12 protein-coding genes are annotated in these 19,730 nt (G+C 59.7%); 10 read left to right on the forward strand and 2 right to left on the reverse strand.

Features of this window, described 5'->3' with window-relative positions; translation table 11 throughout:
* Positions 1 to 185: 185 nt before the first annotated feature.
* The 3 genes from F6R97_RS02500 to F6R97_RS02510 all read left to right on the forward strand — a co-directional run bounded on the left by F6R97_RS02500 (position 186) and on the right by F6R97_RS02510 (position 3,752).
* Complete coding sequence (locus F6R97_RS02500; RefSeq protein WP_038983027.1) at positions 186 to 1,550, forward strand: DUF2599 domain-containing protein; 1,365 nt, start codon at positions 186 to 188, stop codon at positions 1,548 to 1,550.
* Positions 1,551 to 1,721: 171 nt separating this feature from the next.
* Positions 1,722 to 2,960, forward strand: coding sequence for a DUF2599 domain-containing protein (locus F6R97_RS02505; RefSeq protein WP_048393070.1), 1,239 nt, complete (start codon positions 1,722 to 1,724; stop codon positions 2,958 to 2,960).
* Positions 2,961 to 3,071: 111 nt separating this feature from the next.
* Positions 3,072 to 3,752 (forward strand): class I SAM-dependent methyltransferase, encoded by a 681-nt coding sequence (locus F6R97_RS02510; protein WP_315865976.1) that lies wholly within the window; start codon positions 3,072 to 3,074, stop codon positions 3,750 to 3,752.
* A 248-nt stretch (positions 3,753 to 4,000) separates the two neighbouring features.
* On the opposite strand, the gene F6R97_RS02515 is transcribed toward F6R97_RS02510, so the two are convergent.
* Positions 4,001 to 5,236, reverse strand: coding sequence for a saccharopine dehydrogenase family protein (locus F6R97_RS02515; RefSeq protein WP_315865977.1), 1,236 nt, complete (start codon positions 5,234 to 5,236; stop codon positions 4,001 to 4,003).
* A gap of 27 nt (positions 5,237 to 5,263) precedes the next feature.
* On the reverse strand, positions 5,264 to 6,361 hold the full coding sequence (gene nspC, locus F6R97_RS02520; RefSeq protein ID WP_315865978.1) for a carboxynorspermidine decarboxylase: 1,098 nt from the start codon (positions 6,359 to 6,361) through the stop codon (positions 5,264 to 5,266).
* Positions 6,362 to 7,591: 1,230 nt separating this feature from the next.
* On the opposite strand from nspC, the gene bcsQ reads away from it, so the two are divergent.
* The 7 genes from bcsQ to F6R97_RS02555 are packed head-to-tail and all read left to right on the forward strand — an operon-like array spanning position 7,592 to position 19,725.
* Positions 7,592 to 8,758: a cellulose biosynthesis protein BcsQ gene (gene bcsQ / locus F6R97_RS02525; RefSeq protein ID WP_315865979.1), complete on the forward strand. Its 1,167-nt coding sequence runs from the start codon at positions 7,592 to 7,594 to the stop codon at positions 8,756 to 8,758.
* The gene (gene bcsA, locus F6R97_RS02530; protein ID WP_315865980.1) at positions 8,755 to 10,986 is read left to right on the forward strand and encodes a UDP-forming cellulose synthase catalytic subunit; all 2,232 of its coding nucleotides are present in this window, start codon (positions 8,755 to 8,757) and stop codon (positions 10,984 to 10,986) included. The genes bcsQ and bcsA overlap by 4 nt, the downstream gene beginning before the upstream one ends.
* Before the next feature lie 41 nt (positions 10,987 to 11,027).
* A complete protein-coding gene (bcsB, locus tag F6R97_RS02535) occupies positions 11,028 to 13,286 on the forward strand; it encodes a cellulose biosynthesis cyclic di-GMP-binding regulatory protein BcsB (RefSeq protein WP_315865981.1) in 2,259 nt (752 codons plus the stop codon).
* 7 nt (positions 13,287 to 13,293) lie between these two features.
* A complete protein-coding gene (gene bcsZ, locus F6R97_RS02540; protein ID WP_315865982.1) occupies positions 13,294 to 14,535 on the forward strand; it encodes a cellulose synthase complex periplasmic endoglucanase BcsZ in 1,242 nt (413 codons plus the stop codon).
* Positions 14,511 to 18,374, forward strand: a complete 3,864-nt coding sequence (locus tag F6R97_RS02545) for a cellulose biosynthesis protein BcsC (RefSeq protein ID WP_315865983.1) — start codon at positions 14,511 to 14,513, stop codon at positions 18,372 to 18,374. Before bcsZ ends, F6R97_RS02545 begins: the two co-directional genes overlap by 25 nt.
* Before the next feature lie 17 nt (positions 18,375 to 18,391).
* A complete protein-coding gene (locus F6R97_RS02550; protein WP_038983019.1) occupies positions 18,392 to 19,060 on the forward strand; it encodes an SGNH/GDSL hydrolase family protein in 669 nt (222 codons plus the stop codon).
* Positions 19,057 to 19,725 carry an alginate O-acetyltransferase AlgF gene (locus F6R97_RS02555; RefSeq protein WP_038983018.1) on the forward strand — a complete coding sequence of 223 codons (669 nt, stop codon included), beginning with the start codon at positions 19,057 to 19,059 and terminating at the stop codon, positions 19,723 to 19,725. The genes F6R97_RS02550 and F6R97_RS02555 overlap by 4 nt, the downstream gene beginning before the upstream one ends.
* Positions 19,726 to 19,730 lie beyond the last annotated feature (5 nt).

Consider the following 19,730-nt stretch of genomic DNA (forward strand, 5'->3'; position numbering starts at 1 on the left):
CGACACATCTCGCCGTTGTGAGCTCCCCCACGACGTCAATCTAGCTCACCGCCTCCAAGACTCAACACCTGTAAATCACATCGATGCTGAAGCCTGTGAAGAAGGTACTGGTTTGACCGCAATGGCTGAGTTGACTACTTTGGTGAGTTAAAGGAAATCATCTCGTGCGACAAGGAGTGTCGACAATGTACCCGTCCGTTCGTTCGTCTTTTACCTTGGCCTGGACTCTGCCCCTGGCGTTCTGTGCGGTTGCCGCCCAGCCGCCGCTCGATCCGCTGCAGACCCTGAACCGCATCAACCACAACTACAACACCCTCAAGGACGCTTGCCAGGAACCCGATACCGGTGCCGCACGCGGTCACTACTACTGCAGCGGCGTGACCTTGCGTATGGTCAACGACGGCCCCTTCAACCCTTGGGACTACAGCCCCTACGCGATCAAGATCGGTGCGACCTCCTACTCCTGGATCCGCAAGGACCTGAGCACCCGAATTCTCATCCACCCGGCCGGTTTCATCCTGCGCACCCCAACCGATGCAGCGGCCTTGAGCCTGCCGGTCAAGGAGCAGGGCTGGACCTGCATCTACGCCTTCGATGGCGGTACCGGGCCGGAGCGCAAGTGGTACGGTTGCGGCTTCTTCGACAGCCGCGAGCCACCGCGTGCGGCCCAGAGCGCGATGAACAATCGCAACTCCGCCCTCGCCTACGGCACCTGCGCGGAAGCCTCGGTGAGCACCGCCGAGCAATGGACCCAGAAATACACCGGGCTGATGAAGGGACCGATCCAATACAGCCAGTGCTCCTGGAACGCGGAAAAACCCAGCGACTGGAACGCCATGATCCGGGTCCACGAGTCCCGGCCGAACACCACTCACAAGGATCCCTTCGCCTTCAGTGCCCAGGTCAACGAGTTCATGTTGAAGAATGCCTCGGCGACCAACGATGGCAGCGAAAACATGAAGTACATCGATGCCTTCATCTACAACGTCAACAGCACGCAGAACTTCGCCACCCGCGGTGATCAGGCACCACCGAAACCGGAAGACGGCCTGAACAGCGCGCGCAACTTCCAGAAGAAACTCCAGGCCCAGGGCTACAGCGTGCCGATCCTGCGGCTGGACTTCACCAAGCCTGCGGAGCAGCGTTTCAGCTATGTCGCCGCCGACCAGGCGATAGACCTGACGGTTGCCGGTGGTGCACAGCCAATGCCGGCTGCGCCTGCGCCCAGCTACATCGCTGCAGCCACTTGGGTCAAGCGTTACGACCCGGGCACCCGCAAGGACGAATGGACCTTGAGCGTGGTGCCCACAGCGGCTGGCCGCGCCTTGCCCAACGAGCAGGCCGGGGCTTTGTACAACCAGCTGTTCGCCCTCAAGGGCGCGGATAGCAACTGGCGCGACAATGAAAATTCCGTCGGCAGCATGCGCCAGCAATTGAACTGCGTGCTGGTCAACTACCGCAGCAAGACGCCGTGGAATCTCGAGCCTTTCAGGCCTGCGTTATCTGACAGCGAGACCCGGGCCGCAGGTTGCAACCCAATCCTGCGTTGAATGGCCGGAGTGCTGTGGCGCCCTCGCCCGAGGGCGCTGCCGTTGTCTGCGCAAGGTCGCGCAAGTCGTCGGCGAAAGAGGCCGGCGCGTGCAGCGAACCATTGTGTTTTTTGTATCACCGGCATGGACGCCCGCGCCGGCTATCGGCTCCAACCACAAGGAAGTAGCGCCATGAAAAAACGTCTGAACAGGATCACTCCATTACTCATATTTCCGTTGCTCTTGCAAACGACATTGGCCAACGCCGAATCATGCGAGGAGACGCTGAAACGGGTTGAAACGTTGTACAACAACACAGTCGATAGTTGCAGGCAGGATCCGGCGTCGGACTGTTCGGGGTTGTTGGTCAGGGGCACTCACCGAGCCAACCCGGCGAAGGGGGAGAAATGGGATGTATGGAATCCAAGCCCGAAAGCCAAGGAGTTGGGTACTTTTGCCGCTTCCTGGATGCGTGCCGATGGCATCAGCTATGAAGATCCTGGCATGAGTACTCAGAACGGCTACCTCATTACCCCGATAGATCAAGTACGCGATCCAGAGACTCCGGTGCATGTCTACTGTGCGTTTCCTAACGACGCCTGGACCGATTTTCGAGATGACCGAGGCTGTGGCAACAATAAGAACACCAGCCAGACAGAGGCAGTATGCCAGGCCATGGCGCCGCCTATCACTAGCGCTAACACCTGGGTCGCGCATTTCACCAGGTTCAACAACGACAGGAAGCAGGACCAGTTGCAATGTGGCTTCAATATGCGCAACCCCATGAGCAGCAAGGATCGGGTAGACGCTTTTCGAAACTTTATGGGGGCTCGGCAAGTCATCAACACCCGTGAGTTTCAAACCCAGACAGAATTCCGCCTGGGTAACCCGAAAGATGACGAACTACCGATTCTGGCCTTTTTCTACAGCGATCAACGTGGTTTGAACGATGCCTTGGCCAATCAGCGGGACTATAAAAACAAGACAGGAAAGGATCGCAACGTCATCAAGATTGATTTTCCAAGAACGCCGGTTAGCAAGGCCACCTTCTCCTGCGCCAGAACCACGCCTCCACCCACGCAACAATTTTGTGACAAGTACATCGAGTCAAGCACCTGGTTACGACGCGACGATCCGAAACTCGGGCCCGACACGTGGTCACTTGAGGTAGTGCCCACCGCTTGCGGCCGCGCTATCAAGGACGATCAGACCGACAGAATGTTTGCTGAGTTGTACAACAAGCACAAAAACGATGAGCAATGGAGGCAATACAGCGTCAATGGTGGGTCAATCCGCCGGCAAATGGTTTGTCATCTGGCGGCAACCTTCGACGGCAAGCCTGTCAGGAACAAGCCCGAGTGGAACCTCGAACCGAAGCGGCCATACGTCGACCAAGCCAAGGCCATAGCGCAACACTGTAATCCTTACTGAGGCTTTTGAGCGGCAAACCCGATCTGCCGATACACCTGGTATCGGCAGGTTGCATTTTTTACACCAGCATTTGTCCTATCCTTCATCCACCCAACAACTCTGGACATCGAAATGCCCGCCCCCGAATCCACCCTCCTCCAGAGCTGGCACCACAACGCCCACTCCTGGATCGAGGCCATCCGTGCCGGCACCATCGAAAGCCGCCTCAAGGTCACCGACCAGGCAATCCTGCTGGCGGTGCTAGGCCGTCAACCCGAGCGTGTGCTCGACCTGGGCTGCGGCGAGGGCTGGCTGTTGCGTGCGCTGGCTGAACGGGCCATCACGGCGGTCGGTGTGGATGGCGATGCGACGCTGGTCGACGCGGCGCGGTCGTCGGGCTCTTCGCCGGTGCATTTGGCGAGCTATGAAGAGTTGGTGGAGGCGAAGGTGGACATCGGCAGCAACTACGACCTGATCTGCGCCAACTTCGCCCTGTTGCACCAGGACATCATCCCTCTGCTCGCCGCCATGAACGCCCTGCTCGCCCCTGGCGGCGCGCTGGTGATCCAGACACTGCATCCGTGGACCGCGGCGGCGGGTGACTATCAGGATGGTTGGCGGGAAGAGACCTTCACTGGGTTCAAGGGGCAGTGGCAACCCATGCCGTGGTACTTCCGCACGTTGTCCAGTTGGCTCAATGCTCTGGACATGGCCGGTTTTCAGCTGGCCGGCCTGCAGGAGCCGCAGCACCCGCAAAGTCCTGTGCCGCAGTCGTTGCTGTTGGTGGCTGAGCAACGGGGTGATTGCGATTAACCCGGGGCAAGCCCTAATGCCAGTCAGTTAAGGGAAAATCGGACCTGTAGGAGCCAGGCTTGCCGGCGAAGGCGTCCTTAAGAACGCCTTCGCCGGCAAGCCTGGCTCCTACAAAAAAGCGGCTTACTCGCTTAACTGACTGGCATTAGGGCGAGCCCAGCAAATGACGCACAAACAAAAACGCCGCTCAAAGAGCGGCGTTTTTGCGATTAGCGCGCAATACAAGATTCACCTGTATCTTGCGCGCCTCAGTTCCAGGGACGGTCTCCATTCTCGTCCTTGATGCGGGTCGGCAGGCCCATCACATCCAGCGCCTTGAGGAACGGCTCGGCCGGCAGCTCCTCGACGTTGGCCATGCGCTGCACATCCCACTCCCCGCGTGCGACCAGCAGGGCTGCTGCCACAGGTGGCACGCCAGCGGTATAGGAAATGCCCTGGCTGTCGGTTTCCGCAAAGGCTTCTTCGTGGTCGGCGACGTTGTAGATGAACACTTCGCGCGGCTGACCATCCTTGGTGCCTTTTACCAGGTCGCCTATGCAGGTCTTGCCGGTGTAGCCAGGCGCCAGCGAGCTCGGATCAGGAAGCACGGCCTTGACCACTTTCAGCGGCACGACTTCCAGGCCTTCAGCGGTTTTGACCGGTTGCTCGGAGAGCAGGCCGAGGTTCTTGAGTACGGTGAACACATTGATGTAGTGCTCGCCAAAGCTCATCCAGAAACGCACGTTGGGCACGCCGAGGTTCTTCGACAGGGAGTGCACTTCATCGTGGCCGGTCAGGTACAGATTCTGCGCCCCTACAACCGGCAGGTCGTCGGTGCGTTTGACTTCGAACATCGTGTTGCTGGTCCACTGGCTGTTCTGCCAGCTCCACACTTGTCCGGTGAATTCGCGGAAGTTGATTTCCGGATCGAAATTGGTGGCGAAATACTTGCCATGGGAACCGGCATTGACGTCGAGAATGTCGATCGAATCAATACGGTCGAAATACTGTTGTTGTGCCAACGCTGCATAGGCGTTGACCACACCCGGGTCGAAGCCCACACCGAGGATCGCGGTGATGTTCTTCTCTTTGCATTCCTCGAGGTGCTTCCACTCGTAGTTGCCGTACCAGGGCGGCGTCTCGCAGATTTTGCCCGGTTCTTCGTGAATGGCGGTGTCCAGGTAGGCCACGCCGGTATCGATGCAGGCACGCAGCACCGACATGTTGAGAAAGGCAGAACCGACGTTGATGACGATCTGCGATCCGGTTTCGCGGATCAGCACCTTGGTCGCCTCGACATCCATAGCGTTCAGCGAGAAGGCTTTGATGTCAGCGGGCTCTTTGAGGCTGCCCTTGGCCTTGACGCTGTCGATGATGGCCTGGCATTTGGAGATGTTGCGCGACGCGATAGCAATACGACCGAGTTCATCGTTGTGCTGCGCGCACTTGTGGGCCACCACCTTGGCGACACCTCCTGCACCAATGATAAGCACGTTCTTCTTCAATTTTTCTCTCTCTCCTTCTCAGCCAGCTTACGAAAGGCTGGACATGTAGTCGTTGTAACCAAACTCACGAACCACCTCGACACTACCGTCAAGTTGTTTCACTACGATGGACGGCATTTTCAGGCCGTTGAACCAGTTCTTCTTGACCATGGTGTAACCCGCTGCGTCGATGAACGACAGCCGATCGCCGATGGCCAGAGGACGATCAAATTGGTACTCACCGAAAATGTCGCCGGCCAGGCAGGATTTGCCGCACACCATGTAGGTATGTTCGCCTTCGCTGGGCGCCAGCTTGGCATTCAGGCGATAGATCAGCAGATCGAGCATGTGCGCCTCGATGGAGCTGTCCACTACGGCCAGGTGCTTGCCGTTGTAGAGGGTGTCGAGCACGGTGACTTCCAGCGACGCACTCTGAGTGATGGCAGCTTCGCCCGGCTCCAGGTAGACCTGCACGCCGTATTTCTGCGAGAAGGCCTTGAGCCGCGCGCAGAAGTCGTCGATCGCATAGCCTTCACCGGTGAAGTGAATACCGCCGCCCAGGCTGACCCACTCGACCTTGTGCAGCAGATGGCCGAAGCGCTCTTCGATGGTGCACAGCATCTGGTCGAACAGGCCGAAGTCGGCGTTCTCGCAGTTGTTGTGGAACATGAAGCCCGAGATCTGCTCGATGACCTGCTCGATCTTCACCGGATCCCACTCGCCCAGACGGCTGAATGGCCGCGCCGGATCGGCTAGCAGGTAATCGGAGCTGCTCACCTGCGGGTTGACCCGCAGACCACGCACCTTGCCTGCTGAAGCTTCAGTGTAGCGCTGCAACTGGCCAATGGAGTTGAAGATGATCTTGTCGCAGTTGTCGAGCATCTCCTCGATCTCGTCGTCAGCCCAGGCCACGCTGTAGGCATGGGTCTCGCCAGCGAACTTCTGTCGACCGAGCTTGAGCTCATAGAGCGACGACGACGTAGTGCCGTCCATGTATTGCTGCATCAGATCGAATACCGACCAGGTGGCGAAGCACTTGAGTGCCAGCAGGGCCTTCGCCCCGGACTGTTCGCGCACGTAAGCGATCTTCTGCATGTTCGCCAGCAGCTTTTGTTTGTCGATGAGGTAGTACGGCGTCTTGATCATTTCGAGGCCTCCGGCAAGGCCAGCCAAAAAAAGGATGCGCATTGTGCCTTCACTTGCCACATATCGAAAGAGCAGAGAGCGCAGTTCGCTGAGCCGTCCTTAATTGGATCCAGGAGCCAGCGTCACCGGCACCTTAAACGGCCGTCAGTCAGTTCTGCTCAGAATGATGCATAGCGGGGCGCCGCGCCATTGGATGCTGCCTGGTCTTCACGATGACGAAATGCCGTCTTCGATGCATAAAAATTCGTCATCGTTTTGTAACCTTCCGAAGGCGATACTCAGGCTGCTCAACGCCTGCTGTTTTTTCTGCTGCCACTTTAGGCGGCTTTTTTTTTGCTTGATGATTTTGGCGGAATTTACCGGAACGAAAAAAACCAAAAGGTCATAATTTCAATCACTTACAAAACTCAATAGTACTCTGAGGCACCATATTTTTAGCGGGAAACGAGTCTCGGTGATTCCAAGCCACGCTACCGAGTTCTATCTACAACCCATCGAAACAGCAGTCATCAGGCTGACTGTATTAATGGCGTTGGACTGGCCGCGATGGAGTCGAGCTCGCCGGTCAACTCACAACTGTCGGCGCTGATTGAAAACAGGCATACCCGGAGCTGCCCTTACTGCTCTCGCAAACTAGCGTCCATAGCTCGACATCTGGCAAAAACGGACAAATCCAGATCGGTCAGGCGTTTCGAGCGTCTGAAGTTGGCTACAACCTGATTTACACCCTATCCGGTCCGGCAATCAGATATTGCGACCAGGTTTTCAACGGCCAGAGCCAGTCTGCATGTAATGCCTGCCATCTCTGAAATAGCTTGCCTTATACGAAAAAGTATCATTTAAAGCACCACCATTTTTTTCAAACCCATCAGTCAACTTCTTTAATACATAACCCAGCATCAAATCATCGAAGGCAATCCATACTCACACTCCATCGCGGCGAAAGTTATTCCCCCCAACAAATAAACCCATCACCAATCATCACACTGCACCTGACTGTGAAAGTCATTATCTTGACGCACCGACACTAACACTTCCCACAAATAACATAACACTTTAATAACACTCTATTAACATTAACAAGCCTCCCTGACTTTTTATAACATTCATTGACACTCAGACGCAGCCACCCTAGATTAATGGCACTCTGCCAACGCCAAAACGACACATCAACTTTGTCAAGTTAATGGAATGCTGAGTTTCTGAGTTATTTCATTCCTGGTACAACGCATGAAATATGTAGACGATATTACGAAACTCTTTACACGTTTTGGCGCCAATGCGCAGAGTTACCAGGAAATACAACCGAACTATAAAGATTTCAAAGACGATCCGGTTACATCTGCGCTGGCTGAGCCAGGACCGTCGGTGGCCTTGTCTCCCCCAACACCAACGCCCTCTGTGTTTCTACTGAACGAGCCACAGCCTTCTTTATTGGTTGGCGCGCCGGTCGAGCCCGTGAAGAATGTTGTCCTCTCGCTACCTTCGCCCAAATCCCCTCCCCTGACCGAGCCACCTGCGAGTTCTGCTACCGGTGACCGTCAGCGATTGAGCGACCTGTTGCGTGAACTCAACCAGGTTCGTCGAGACGGTCTGCCAGAAACGACTCGCAGGCGGACCAAGGCGAAGGTCATTGCTATCGTTTCAGCGAATGGTGGGGTGGGTAAAAGCACCGTCGCCGCTGGCCTCGCGAAAACATTTCGGCGCCCTGGCGGGCGAACCATCGCGATTGATCTGGACCCTCAGAACGCGCTGTCCAGCCACTTGGGTATCACCAGACAGGTTCCCGGGCTGATCCAGCTCAAAGAGCAAGACGCAGACTGGGGCGCTCATCGTCTGCCGGGCTTTAGCGACAGTGAGTGCCTGCCCTTCGGCACTGGCGAGATGAACGATCGCCGCTTGCTCAGGCAGTTGATGCTTGAAGATGCTGACTGGTTGAATCAGCACCTTGCGTCAATGGACCTCAGCGAAAACGATACCGTGATCCTGGACACGCCTTCGGGTGCGACCGTCTATTCGCAACAGGCGCTCGACGCCGCCGATCTGGTGCTGGTGATGACGGTGGCCGACGCGGCCTCCTACCTGGCACTGGACACCATGACCCAGTGGCTGGAAACCACCCGACGACGCGCGCAGCGGCACCGGTATGTGCTCAACCAACGGGATGACTCGCGCTCGTTCAGCAGGGACATGGGCGTGCTGTTTCTGCGGCGGCTCGGCGCTGACCTGATCGGGACGATTCGCCTCGATCACCAGTTCAACGAGTCGCTGGCCTATGGTCGGGACCCCCTCCAGTACGCACCTGAGAGCATTGGCTGCCAGGACATTCTTTCGCTGTCCGGCGCGGTCCATGCCCTGCTTTTCGCGGATACTTCCAGCCAGCAGGGCACGCCATGACCGCGCAGCTGAATCAGCTACCCGCAAAGACGTGGTGGTTGCAGGGGCTACTGGATACTTTCCAGGCTCGCGTCAGTCGATGGCCCCTGCGTTGGCGCCAAGGCCTGAAGGTCTCAGCCGGGCTGGTCGCAGCATCGTTGGTGCTGGGTATCCTCACTGCGCCGCTGAATCTGTATTCCCAGGCCGCGTTTGCCGCCGTCTGTTTTGCCGCCAGCCTGATCATCCGCAAGCAAGCCGGGCGTCTGGCGATCCTGACCCTGATCACCCTCTCGCTGATCGCTTCGTTGCGTTACATGTACTGGCGCCTGTCTGACACCCTGAATTTCGACAACTGGCAGGATGCCGTATTTGGCTACGGGCTGGTGCTGGCCGAACTGTATGCCTTGCTCGTCCTGGTCTTCGGCTATGTACAGACCGCCTGGCCGTTGCATCGCAAACCGCAGTTTCTGCAACAGCCGCCCGCAGAATGGCCGACGGTAGACGTCTTCATTCCTACCTATAACGAAGCATTGGGTATCGTCAAACTGGTGGTGCTCGCTGCTCAGGCCATTGACTGGCCTGAGGGCAAACTGCGGGTGCACATGCTCGATGACGGACGCCGGGAGGAATTCAAGGTTTTCTGTCAGCAGATTGGTATCAACTACATCACCCGCGACAACAATCAACATGCCAAGGCCGGCAACCTCAACGAGGCACTCAAAGTCACCGATGGCGAGTTCATTGCCATATTCGACGCCGACCACGTGCCCACCCGCTCCTTCCTGCAGATCACCATGGGCTGGTTTTTAAAGGACCCGAACCTGGCGTTGCTGCAAACGCCGCACTTTTTCTATTCACCCGATCCGTTCGAAAAAAACCTCGATACCTTTCGCTCGGTACCCAACGAAGGTGAGCTGTTCTACGGCCTGGTGCAGGACGGCAACGACCTGTGGAATGCGGCCTTCTTCTGTGGCTCCTGCGCGGTCATCCGGCGGACTCATTTGCTGGAAGTCGGCGGCATCGCCACCGAAACCGTGACGGAGGATGCGCACACCGCACTCAAGCTCAATCGCCGTGGTTTCAATACCGCTTACCTCGCCGTGCCACAAGCGGCGGGACTGGCCACCGAAAGCCTTTCCCGACACATCAGCCAGCGCATACGCTGGGCGCGGGGCATGGCGCAGATTTTTCGGACCGACAATCCGTTGTTTGGCAAAGGACTGAACCTGGGGCAGCGCATCTGCTACCTCAACGCCATGATGCACTTTTTCTACAGCCTGCCCCGCCTGGTGTTCTTGACCGCCCCCTTGGCCTACCTGTTTTTCGACGCGCAGATTTTCCATGCCTCGGCGTTGATGGTCACGGTCTATGTACTGCCGCATATTTTCCATTCCAGCCTGACCAACTCCAGCATCCAGGGGCGCTTCCGCCATTCCTTCTGGAACGAAGTGTATGAGTCGGTATTGGCCTGGTACATCATGCGACCGGTGCTGTTGGCCCTGATCAGCCCTTCGCTGGGCAGATTCAACGTGACCGACAAGGGCGGCACCATCGAAAAGGACTATTTCAACTGGAAGCTCGCGCGGCCTTATATCGTCCTGCTGACCTTGAATATGATCGGTCTGGCGATCGGCGTGGTGAAACTGATCGGGAGTGATTCGGCCGAGGCCACTACCCTGCTGATCAACCTGGCCTGGACCGTGTACAACATCGTCATCGTCAGCACCGCCGTGGCGGTGGCCACTGAATCCTCTCAGGTGCGCAACGAACCCAGGGTGCCCGCGGATCTGCCCGTGCGCGTCTATCGCGAAGACGGCACCTGGTTCGATTGCATAACCCGGGACTTCTCACAAAACGGCGTGGGTCTGGCACTGCCACCGCAGGTTCTGCTCAACGTCAATGAGAAGCTGCGGCTGTGCATTCTGCGCACACCGCCCTCAAGCCTCTTTCCCGCAAAAACGGTCTTCAGCAACGACAACGTGGCGGGCGTGCAATTCGAGGCTTTGACCCTGCGCCAGCAAAGTGAGCTGGTGCGACTGACCTTTTCACGGGCCGACACCTGGGCCAACACGTGGGGTAACGGCCGCCTCGACGCGCCAATGTCGGCGTTGCGCGAGGTCAGCAGCATTGGCTTGCGCGCCATCCTGCGCTTGTTCATTGCAACCCTAAAGGACAGCCAGGCGCTGCTGCGCAAACGCCCGGACGCTCCATCACCTATCGACTCCACCGCGGATACGCAACGATCTTGAAGCCTTCCACTCGCCGGACCTTTCTTCCTCGTCGCTCACTCATGCTGATCACCTGCTCGCTAGTGGGCTGGAGCGGCTGGGCATTGAGTGCTGCCGCCCAAATCAGCGCCACAGAGCCGGCGGTGATGCCGGTCGCCGCGTTACCCGGGACCGATGCCCCGGGCAACAGCTATACCCGCACCCTCAAGGACCTGGGCAAAAGCTATTCGATGACCCTTAAAGGCGTGGAGGCTACCGACAGTGTGAACTTCGATGTGCGCGCCGATGAAGTCGTCACGGCTGCGCAGGTCACGCTGCAGTACAGCTACTCACCGGCGCTGCTGGCTGACCTTTCGCAGATCAATGTGCTGGTCAACGATCAAGTGGCCGCCAGCCTGCCCCTCCCGAAGGAAGAGGCCGGTAAATTGCAGACCCGGACCGTGCAGATTCCGCCGCAGACCATCACCGAATTCAACCGGCTCAGCCTGCAGTTCATCGGTCACTACACAATGCAGTGTGAAGACCCTTTGCACTCCAGCCTGTGGGCCCGGATCGGCAACGAGAGTCAGCTGAGCCTCCAGGTGTCCTCGATTAAACAGCCCAACGACCTGTCCGCTCTGCCGCTGCCCCTGTTCGATCGTCGAGACGCCTCGCTCTTGAAGCTGCCCTTCGTGTTCACCGGGCGCCCGGGCGGCCCTGAGCTTGAGGCCGCCGGTATCCTGTCGTCCTGGTTTGGCGCCCTGGCCAGCTACCGCGGCGCAACCTTCCCCGCCAGCCTCTCCAGCCTGCCGGCCAAAGGCAACGCCGTGGTGTTTGTCAGCGGCAGCGAATCAACGGCCTTGAGTGGCTTACCGATCAAAGAGACCACGGGGCCGACATTGACACTCGTGAGCAACCCGAATGATGCTCAGGGCAAACTGTTGATCGTCTCCGGGCGCGATGGCGCCGATCTCAAGGTCGCCGCGACAGCGCTGGCTCTCGGTGGCTCGGCCTTCTCCGGGCAGAGCGTAGTGATCGACCGGATCGACTCGCTCAAGCCACGCCGACCGTACGACGCGCCTAACTGGCTGCCCTCCGATCGCCCGGTTCGCCTGGGTGAACTGGCGAAGCCCGCCGAACTCAATGTGTCGGGTTATAACCCGGGGCAAATGACGGTTGCGCTGCGCTTGCCACCCGACCTGTTCAACTGGCGTGAGCCTGGTGCGCAACTTGACCTGAAATACCGCTATACGCCGCAACCGGTCTCCACCAATTCCTCGTTGCTGGTCAACTTCAACGATACCTTCATCAAGTCGATCGATCTGCCCTCGATCGAGAAACTCGGCAACAGCGACAGCCTGCTGGCAATGCTCAAAACCGACGACAGCCTGGCCCGCACATCGCGCATGCTGTTGCCGCTCAATTCCGTAGCCCTACAATCGCGCCTGCAATTTCGCTTCATGTATGACTACATCAAACAGGGTGAATGCCGCGACATCATCATCGACAACATGCGCGGTGTGATCGACCCGGACTCGACCCTGGACCTCAGCCAATACGAACATTTCATGGCCATGCCCAACCTTGGGGTGTTCAAGGACAGTGGCTTCCCGTTCACCCGCATGGCCGACCTTTCTGAAACATCGGTGATCCTGCCCAACGAGCCAGGCCCGGCCGATCTGAGCGCCTACCTGACCCTGCTGGGCCGCTTCGGCGACTCCACCGGTTATCCGGCCACCGGCATGAAGGTAGTCCACGCCGACCAGATAGCCGAGCAAAGCGACCGGGATTTGCTGGTGCTCGCCTCGGGCAACAATCAGCCGCTGCTGGAGAAATGGCAAAGCCTGCTGCCGGCCAAGGGCGAAGATGCTGCGCAGTACTTTGAACTGTCTGACCTGCCCTTGCGTCTGCGCAACTGGATCAGCCCGGATACGAAAACCAATCTGCGTGAAGCGCGCAACAGCTTCAGGTTTACCGCTGACGACGGCAGTGCTTATCTGACTGGATTCGAATCGCCGCTCAAGAGTGGGCGTAGTGTGGTGTTTATCGCCAGCGCAAGGCCAAACGGCTTGGCCGACGTAACCAACGCCCTGCTCAGCAGCGAAGAAAACGCCCGCGAGTTGCAAGGCAGTCTGGTGGTGGTCAGGGGCAAGCATGTCGAGTCGCTGGTCGCCGAGCAGGATTACTACGTCGGGAGCTTGGGCCCATTGCGCTATCTGCAGTGGTACCTCTCGCAAAACGTAATGGCGCTCATGCTGTTCACTCTCCTCGGGATCCTGCTGCTTGCTTCGATGGCCTACCTGGCCCTGCGCTTACGGGCCAAACGTCGTCTTGGTCAATGAGCCGCGCATGCCTGTGTCGTCCATGAGCAGCCGGGGTGTTTCACTTCGCCATTGCCTGCGCGGTAACACGCGCAGGTTGAGCGCTGTGCTTGCGCTGGCGCTGCTGGCGCCTGGGATAGCGGCCGCAACCCCCTGTGAGCTTCCAGCCTGGCCACTGTGGCAAACCTATGCAACGCGCTTCGTCCAGGCCGACGGCCGGGTTCTGGAATCGAGCCTGGAGAACAATCACAGCACTTCTGAAGGGCAGTCCTACGGCATGCTCTTCGCACTGATCGGCAACGATCAGCCACGCTTTGACAAACTCTGGCGCTGGACCTCAGCCAACCTCGCAGGCTCCGCCACCGCCACACGCCTGCCGGGCTGGTTATGGGGGCAAGGCACGGACGGTCAGTGGCGCCTGCAAGACGCCAATTCGGCCGCCGACGCCGACCTGTGGATCGCCTATGCCCTGCTCGAAGCCGCACGCCTGTGGCATCGGCCGGACTATCACCAGGACGCCCTGCACCTGATGGCGACGATTGAAGCGCAATTGGTCGTCAGGCTCCCCGGGCTGGGCCCGATGGTGTTGCCTGGACCACAGGGCTTCGTCCAGCCGGACGCTCTCTGGCGCCTGAACCCCAGCTACCTGCCACTGCCACTGTTACGACGGCTGGCCAAGGAGGCACCCTCGGGGCCCTGGCAAGCGATTGCCAACAACACCGCGACGATGATTGCCCAATCAAGCCGCCACGGCTTCGTCGCTGACTGGGTCGATTATCGAGGCACTTCAGCGCAATCGGGCGCCTTCGTAAGCGACCCGATCCACGGCGACACGGGCAGCTACGATGCTATTCGCGTGTACCTCTGGCTGGGCATGAGTGATACCTCCGAACCGCTGACAGCGCTCCTGCTCAAACGGCTGGACGGCATGGCCCGCAGCACTGTCGCGACGGGTTCCCCCCCAGAAACAGTCCAGATTCTCCACGGCAGTGTTCAGGGTCAGAGCCCGTTCGGATTCTGGGCTGCACTGATTCCCTACCTTGAGGCCAAAGGCCAACCCGGGTTGGCCGATCAGCAGCGGCGCCGCGTGGAACTCGCCTTGCACGAAGCACTGGCCAGGCCTGATGCCGACGCCGGTCCGCCGCGTTACTACAACTTCATGCTCAGCCTGTTCGCCCTCGGATGGGCAGATAAACATTACCGATTCCGGGAAGACGGAACGCTGAAACTCTCCTGGGAGACCGCATGCACGCGCACCACCGCACGCTAGCCATCGCCGTCATGAGCGCATGGACGGCCGCTGCTGCCCACGCTCAAAGTCCGACGCCACAGACGTTACTCGTCGAGCAAGGGCAGTACTGGCAGCAGCACAACAACCCACAACGCGCTGCGGAAGTCTGGCTGAAAGTCTTGCTGCTGGACCCGGTCCAGGTTGACGCACTGTATGGCCTGGGCTTGATCGGCGTGCAACAGGGCAAGCCACAACAGGCGCAGCAATACCTCGCCCGCTTGCAGGCCATCCAGCCACCGCCTCGGCAGGCACTGCAATTGGCGCAGGACATCAGCGTGACCCAACCGCAGAACCAGCAGCGCCTGGAAGAGGCTCGGCGCCTCGTCGATGCCGGTGAGCGTGACAAGGCGAGCGCCGTGTTTCGCTCGCTGTTCGATGGCCGTCCACCCCAAGGTACGATCGGCCGCGAGTATTACAACAACCTTGCCTTCAATCAGGCGGACTGGTCTGAAGCACGCGGCGGATTTCAGCGCCTGCAACGTGAGATGCCCAACGACTCGATCGTCGCGCTGTTTTACGCCAAGCATCTGGTCCGCCGTGAAGACAGCCGTGCCGAGGGCATCCGCGCCCTGGCCGCGCTGACCCAGCGTGCCGACATTGCCGGTGATGCCGACGAAAGCTGGCGCCTGGCGTTGACCTGGATCGGTCCGCCCAATCCGGCACAAGTGCCGTTGTTCGAGGCGTACCTCAAGACGCATCCGGATGACGTGGAAATCCGCGCGCAGATGAACAAGGGCAAGCAACAGGTGGCAACGACGGCCAGCAAGGAATGGCAACCGCCCGCCGAAGTCGCGCGCGGTCTGAAGGCGCTCAAAGAAGGCGATCAAGCCACCGCCGAACAGGCTTTTCAAGCGCGCTTGAAAACCCGGCCCGAGGATGCTGACGCGCTGGGCGGCCTTGGGGTTATTCGCCAGCAGCAACGCCGACTGGCCGAAGCGGAAAAACTCCTGGGTCAGGCCACGCGACAAAACGACGGCAGCCGCTGGCAAGTTGCGCTGAACGAAGTGCGCTACTGGTCGGCGTTGCAGCAGGCCCGCGACGCCCAGGCCAAAGGCCAGACAGCCCAGGCACAGGTTTTGGTCAACCAGGCGCTGCGGCTGAATCCAAACGGGGTCGATGCTCGCCTCACCCTGGCGGATATTCAGGCCAGCGCGGGCCAGTTCGATGATGCTCAGCGCAACTATCGGCAGATTTTGATCCAGCGCCGCGACGACCCTCAGGCACTGGAAGGGCTGGTCAATGTGCTGCTCAAGAGCGGCAAGAACGATGAAGCCCTGCAACTGATCAACAGCCTGCCCGCCACCGGTCAGGCAAAGATCGGCCAGTCCGCGCGCCTGCAAGCCTTGCGCGCGACGCAACTGGCCGCACTCGCCGAACAACGCAACGACCTGCCCGCTGCGCGCAACGCCTTGCAAGACGCGCTGCGCTACGAACCGGACAACATCTGGACACGTTTCGCCCTGGCCCGCCTGAACCTGGCGATGGGCGAACCGCAAAAGGCTCGGGACCTGATCAGCGCCATGCTCCAGGCCCATCCCGACAATGCCGATGCGCTTTACGTCAGCGCCTTGCTGTCGGTGCAAATGGGTGAGTGGAAAGCCGCCCAGACAACCTTGGGACGCTTGCGCCCCGACCAGCGCACCCCGGACATGGAAGCGCTGGCCGCTGATGTCAGCCTCAACCTGCAACTCAGCCAGGCGATCGAGTTGGGCAAGCGCGGACAGCGCCAGGAAGCCCTGACCTTGCTCGATCGTATCCAGCCGATGGCCAACAACAGTCCAGATCGCACGGCGAGCCTGGCCTCGGCGTATGTCGACATCGGCGAGCCAACCCGTGCGCTGGCCCTCATGCGCAGCCAGTTGCAAAACACCACGGCGCCCTCGGCGGACTTCATCCTGCAATACGCCGCTGTCCTGCTTAAAACCGGAGAAGACGTACAGGTCAACGAGATTCTGCGCGACCTTCAGAACAGGCCCTTGAACGCGCCGGCTCGCAAGCGCTTTGACGACCTGCTCTATCTCTATCGCATCCGCCAGGCTGACCAGCTGCGTGAACGAGGCAATCTGGCCAGCGCTTATGACACGCTAGCGCCTGCACTGGCGCAACGTCCCGGTGACAGCGCTGCCATCGCGGCGCTGGCGCGAATGTACTCGGCCAACGGCGACACGGCAAAAGCCCTCGAACTCTACAAACCGCTGTTACAACGTCAGCCGAACGACCCGCAACTGCTATTGGGTGCCGCCGACGCCGCGGTATTGGCACATGACAGTGCCTTTGCCGAACAGGCACTGCAACAGCTGCTCAAGACTGAATCCGGCAACCCTCAAACGCTGACAGAGGCCGCCCGCCTCTACCAGAACATGGGCAAGACCGGCACGGCGACCGATCTGCTGCGCAAAGCGGTGGCCATTGAACAGAGCGAGAAACGCAGAAGCCAGAGCGGCCAACTGGCCGGTTCGACGGTGGCGCCCAACCCTTTTGCCGGGGTGTCGGGTTCACGTAACGAAGTCAGTCGCGACACCTTGCTGGCAGCGATCCCGCCACCGGTTCAGGAGATGCCGGGCAGCGTGAGATCTCACAGCCCCTTTGGCATCGACGCCCTGCCAAGTCCGCAGCAGGCGAGCAATCGATTCGAGTCGCAGCTGCCGCGCGCAGCACGGGTGAGCGAGGACATCAGCCCCGCGCAACTGGCGCTGAATAAAATCCTTCAGGAGCGCAGTGCCTACGTCACCCAGGGCGTGAGCATTCGCAGCAACAACAGTGAGTCGGGGCTGAGCAAACTGACTGATATTGAGACACCGCTGGAAATCAATATCCCATTGGATGAAAGCCGCGTCGCCCTGCGCGTGACGCCGGTCTCGCTGAACGCCGGCAGCGTCAGCAGCGACGCGCTGTCGCGTTTTGGTAGCGGTGCGCAGAGCGACGGCGTCGGCTCGCAAAAAGCCGAGGGGGTCGGCCTTTCCGTCGCGATTCAACGGCCCGCGGATGGGTTCAAAGCTGATCTCGGCACCACCCCGCTCGGCTTCAAATACACCACCGCCACTGGCGGCATCAGCATTGATCGCCCGGTGAGCGACTCCTCTAATGTCCGTTACGGCGTGAGCGTTTCCCGGCGTCCGGTGACTGACAGCGTCACCTCGTTTGCCGGCACCACGGACAAACGCAGCGGGCAGTCCTGGGGCGGCGTGACCGCCAATGGCGGGCGTGGCCAGTTGAGCTTTGACGACAACGAAGTCGGCGCCTATGGCTACGCCTCCTGGCACCAACTGCTGGGCAATCATGTCCAGTCCAACAGCCGCAGTGAACTGGGCAGCGGTGTGTACTGGTACCTGCAAAACGCAACGGACAGCAAGCTGACCGTCGGCCTGAGCATGACCGGCATCAGCTACGCCAACAACCAGGACTATTTCACTTATGGCCACGGCGGCTATTTCAGCCCGCAGACGTTCTTCGCCCTGGGCGTGCCAGTGACCTGGGCACAACGCACCGGGCGCTTGACGTATCAAGTCAAGGGCTCGGTCGGCGTGCAGCATTTCGAGCAGGACAGCGCCGACTATTTCCCCAACGACAAAGCCCTGCAAGCGGCCTCTGGCCTGCGCTACGAAGGGCAAAACAAAACCGGGATCGGCTACAGCATCGCCGCGGCGGCTGAATACAAGGTCGCTTCGAACTTCCTGCTGGGCGCCAATCTGGGCCTGGACAACGCCCATGACTACCAACAACTCAGCGGTGCCCTGTCTTTGCGCTACCAGTTCGAAGACATCAGCGGCCCCATGAGCCTGCCGGTCAGCCCGTACACCTCGCCTTATTCCAACTGATCATTCTGGAGTTTTCGATGCCCACTTCTGCCCTTGCCGGCCTGTCCCTCCTTGTTCTTGGGGAGAGCCATATGAGCCTCGCGGACCATTTGCTGGAGCCGCTGCACGACAACCTGACTCGCCAAGGCGCCCAGGTTCATTCCATCGGTGCCTGCGGTGCCAGCGCCGGCGATTGGCTGATCAGCAAGAAGGTCGACTGCGGCGCCGAGCGCAAAGGCAACGACAAGATCGTGATCAAAGGGCGCGAGGCAACCACCACACCGATTCAGGACCTGATCGCCGCCGAGAAGCCCGACCTGGTGGTACTCGTCATCGGCGACACCATGGCGTCCTATGACAAGCCAGTGTTTCCGAAGGCTTGGGCCTGGCAAAGCGTCACCGGCCTGGCCAAGGCCATCGCGGCTACCGGCACCCGTTGCGCCTGGGTGGGCCCGGCCTGGGGCAAAGCCGGTGGCATGTACCAAAAAAATGATCTGCGCACCCATTTGATGTCCCAATTTCTGGCCGCCAACGTTGCGCCTTGCACCTACATCGATTCGCTGGCGTTCTCCAAACCCGGGCAGTGGATGACCACCGATGGGCAGCACTTCACCGTCGCCGGATATCAAGCATGGGGCACCGCCATCGGCACTGCATTGGCCAAACTGCCCGCCGCCAGCCTCGCCAGCAAAGGAGCCGGAAAATGAATCGAGCAAAGCTGGCCGCTGCCCTGTCCTTGTTGTTGAGCCTGCACGCCCAGGCCGCCGACATTGCCTTGTACCCGACGGGCCCGGATCAGGACTCGGCCTTCCTGCGCTTTATCAACGCCGCCGACCGCCCCTTGCAGCTGCTGGCCGAAGGCTCGCGGGCCAGCCTCAAACTGGATGGCTCGAATGCCGTGTCCGACTACCTGCCCGTGCCCGCCAACCAGCCGATCAAGGGAATCCTGGAACGCAACGGTAAAAGCCAGCCGCTGGACATCCAGGTGGCAGCAGGCGAATTCGCCAGCGTGATCGCTTTGCCAGACAACGCTCAAGGTTTCCGCCAGGTCGTCATCCGTGAGCAACCCGACGACTTCAATAGCCTGAGAGCCTCGCTGGCGTTTATCAGCGCCGATCCAGCGTGCCCCCAGGCCGGTTTACGCGCAGCGGGGAAGAATGCCGACCTGTTCAAGGAGGTGGCCGACGGCAGCGTGCAACGCCGCGCCATCAACCCGGTCAGCCTGTCGGTTCAATTGGTCTGCGCCCAAACCAACGTCGGCGCCCCACTTGACTTGGGCCAGCTCAAGGCCGGCGAGCGCTACAGCGTTGTGCTGCTGCCTGGCGCAAATGGTCCTTACCTGTTGCTCGCGACTGACGTCCTGGCCCACTGATCGGA

It is taken from the genome of Pseudomonas sp. JV414 (genome assembly GCF_032424305.1).
Lineage (GTDB): Bacteria > Pseudomonadota > Gammaproteobacteria > Pseudomonadales > Pseudomonadaceae > Aquipseudomonas > Aquipseudomonas lini.

Excerpts from the sequence above, each read along its gene's own strand:
- bcsQ (WP_315865979.1), top strand. The coding sequence starts at position 7,592 with ATGAAATATGTAGACGATATTACGAAACTCTTTACACGTTTTGGCGCC.
- F6R97_RS02550 (WP_038983019.1), top strand. The coding sequence starts at position 18,392 with ATGCCCACTTCTGCCCTTGCCGGCCTGTCCCTCCTTGTTCTTGGGGAG.
- bcsA (WP_315865980.1), top strand. The coding sequence starts at position 8,755 with ATGACCGCGCAGCTGAATCAGCTACCCGCAAAGACGTGGTGGTTGCAG.
- bcsZ (WP_315865982.1), top strand. The coding sequence starts at position 13,294 with ATGCCTGTGTCGTCCATGAGCAGCCGGGGTGTTTCACTTCGCCATTGC.
- F6R97_RS02500 (WP_038983027.1), top strand. The coding sequence starts at position 186 with ATGTACCCGTCCGTTCGTTCGTCTTTTACCTTGGCCTGGACTCTGCCC.
- F6R97_RS02545 (WP_315865983.1), top strand. The coding sequence starts at position 14,511 with ATGCACGCGCACCACCGCACGCTAGCCATCGCCGTCATGAGCGCATGG.
- F6R97_RS02555 (WP_038983018.1), top strand. The coding sequence starts at position 19,057 with ATGAATCGAGCAAAGCTGGCCGCTGCCCTGTCCTTGTTGTTGAGCCTG.
- bcsB (WP_315865981.1), top strand. The coding sequence starts at position 11,028 with ATGCTGATCACCTGCTCGCTAGTGGGCTGGAGCGGCTGGGCATTGAGT.
- F6R97_RS02505 (WP_048393070.1), top strand. The coding sequence starts at position 1,722 with ATGAAAAAACGTCTGAACAGGATCACTCCATTACTCATATTTCCGTTG.
- F6R97_RS02510 (WP_315865976.1), top strand. The coding sequence starts at position 3,072 with ATGCCCGCCCCCGAATCCACCCTCCTCCAGAGCTGGCACCACAACGCC.
- nspC (WP_315865978.1), bottom strand. The coding sequence starts at position 6,361 with ATGATCAAGACGCCGTACTACCTCATCGACAAACAAAAGCTGCTGGCG.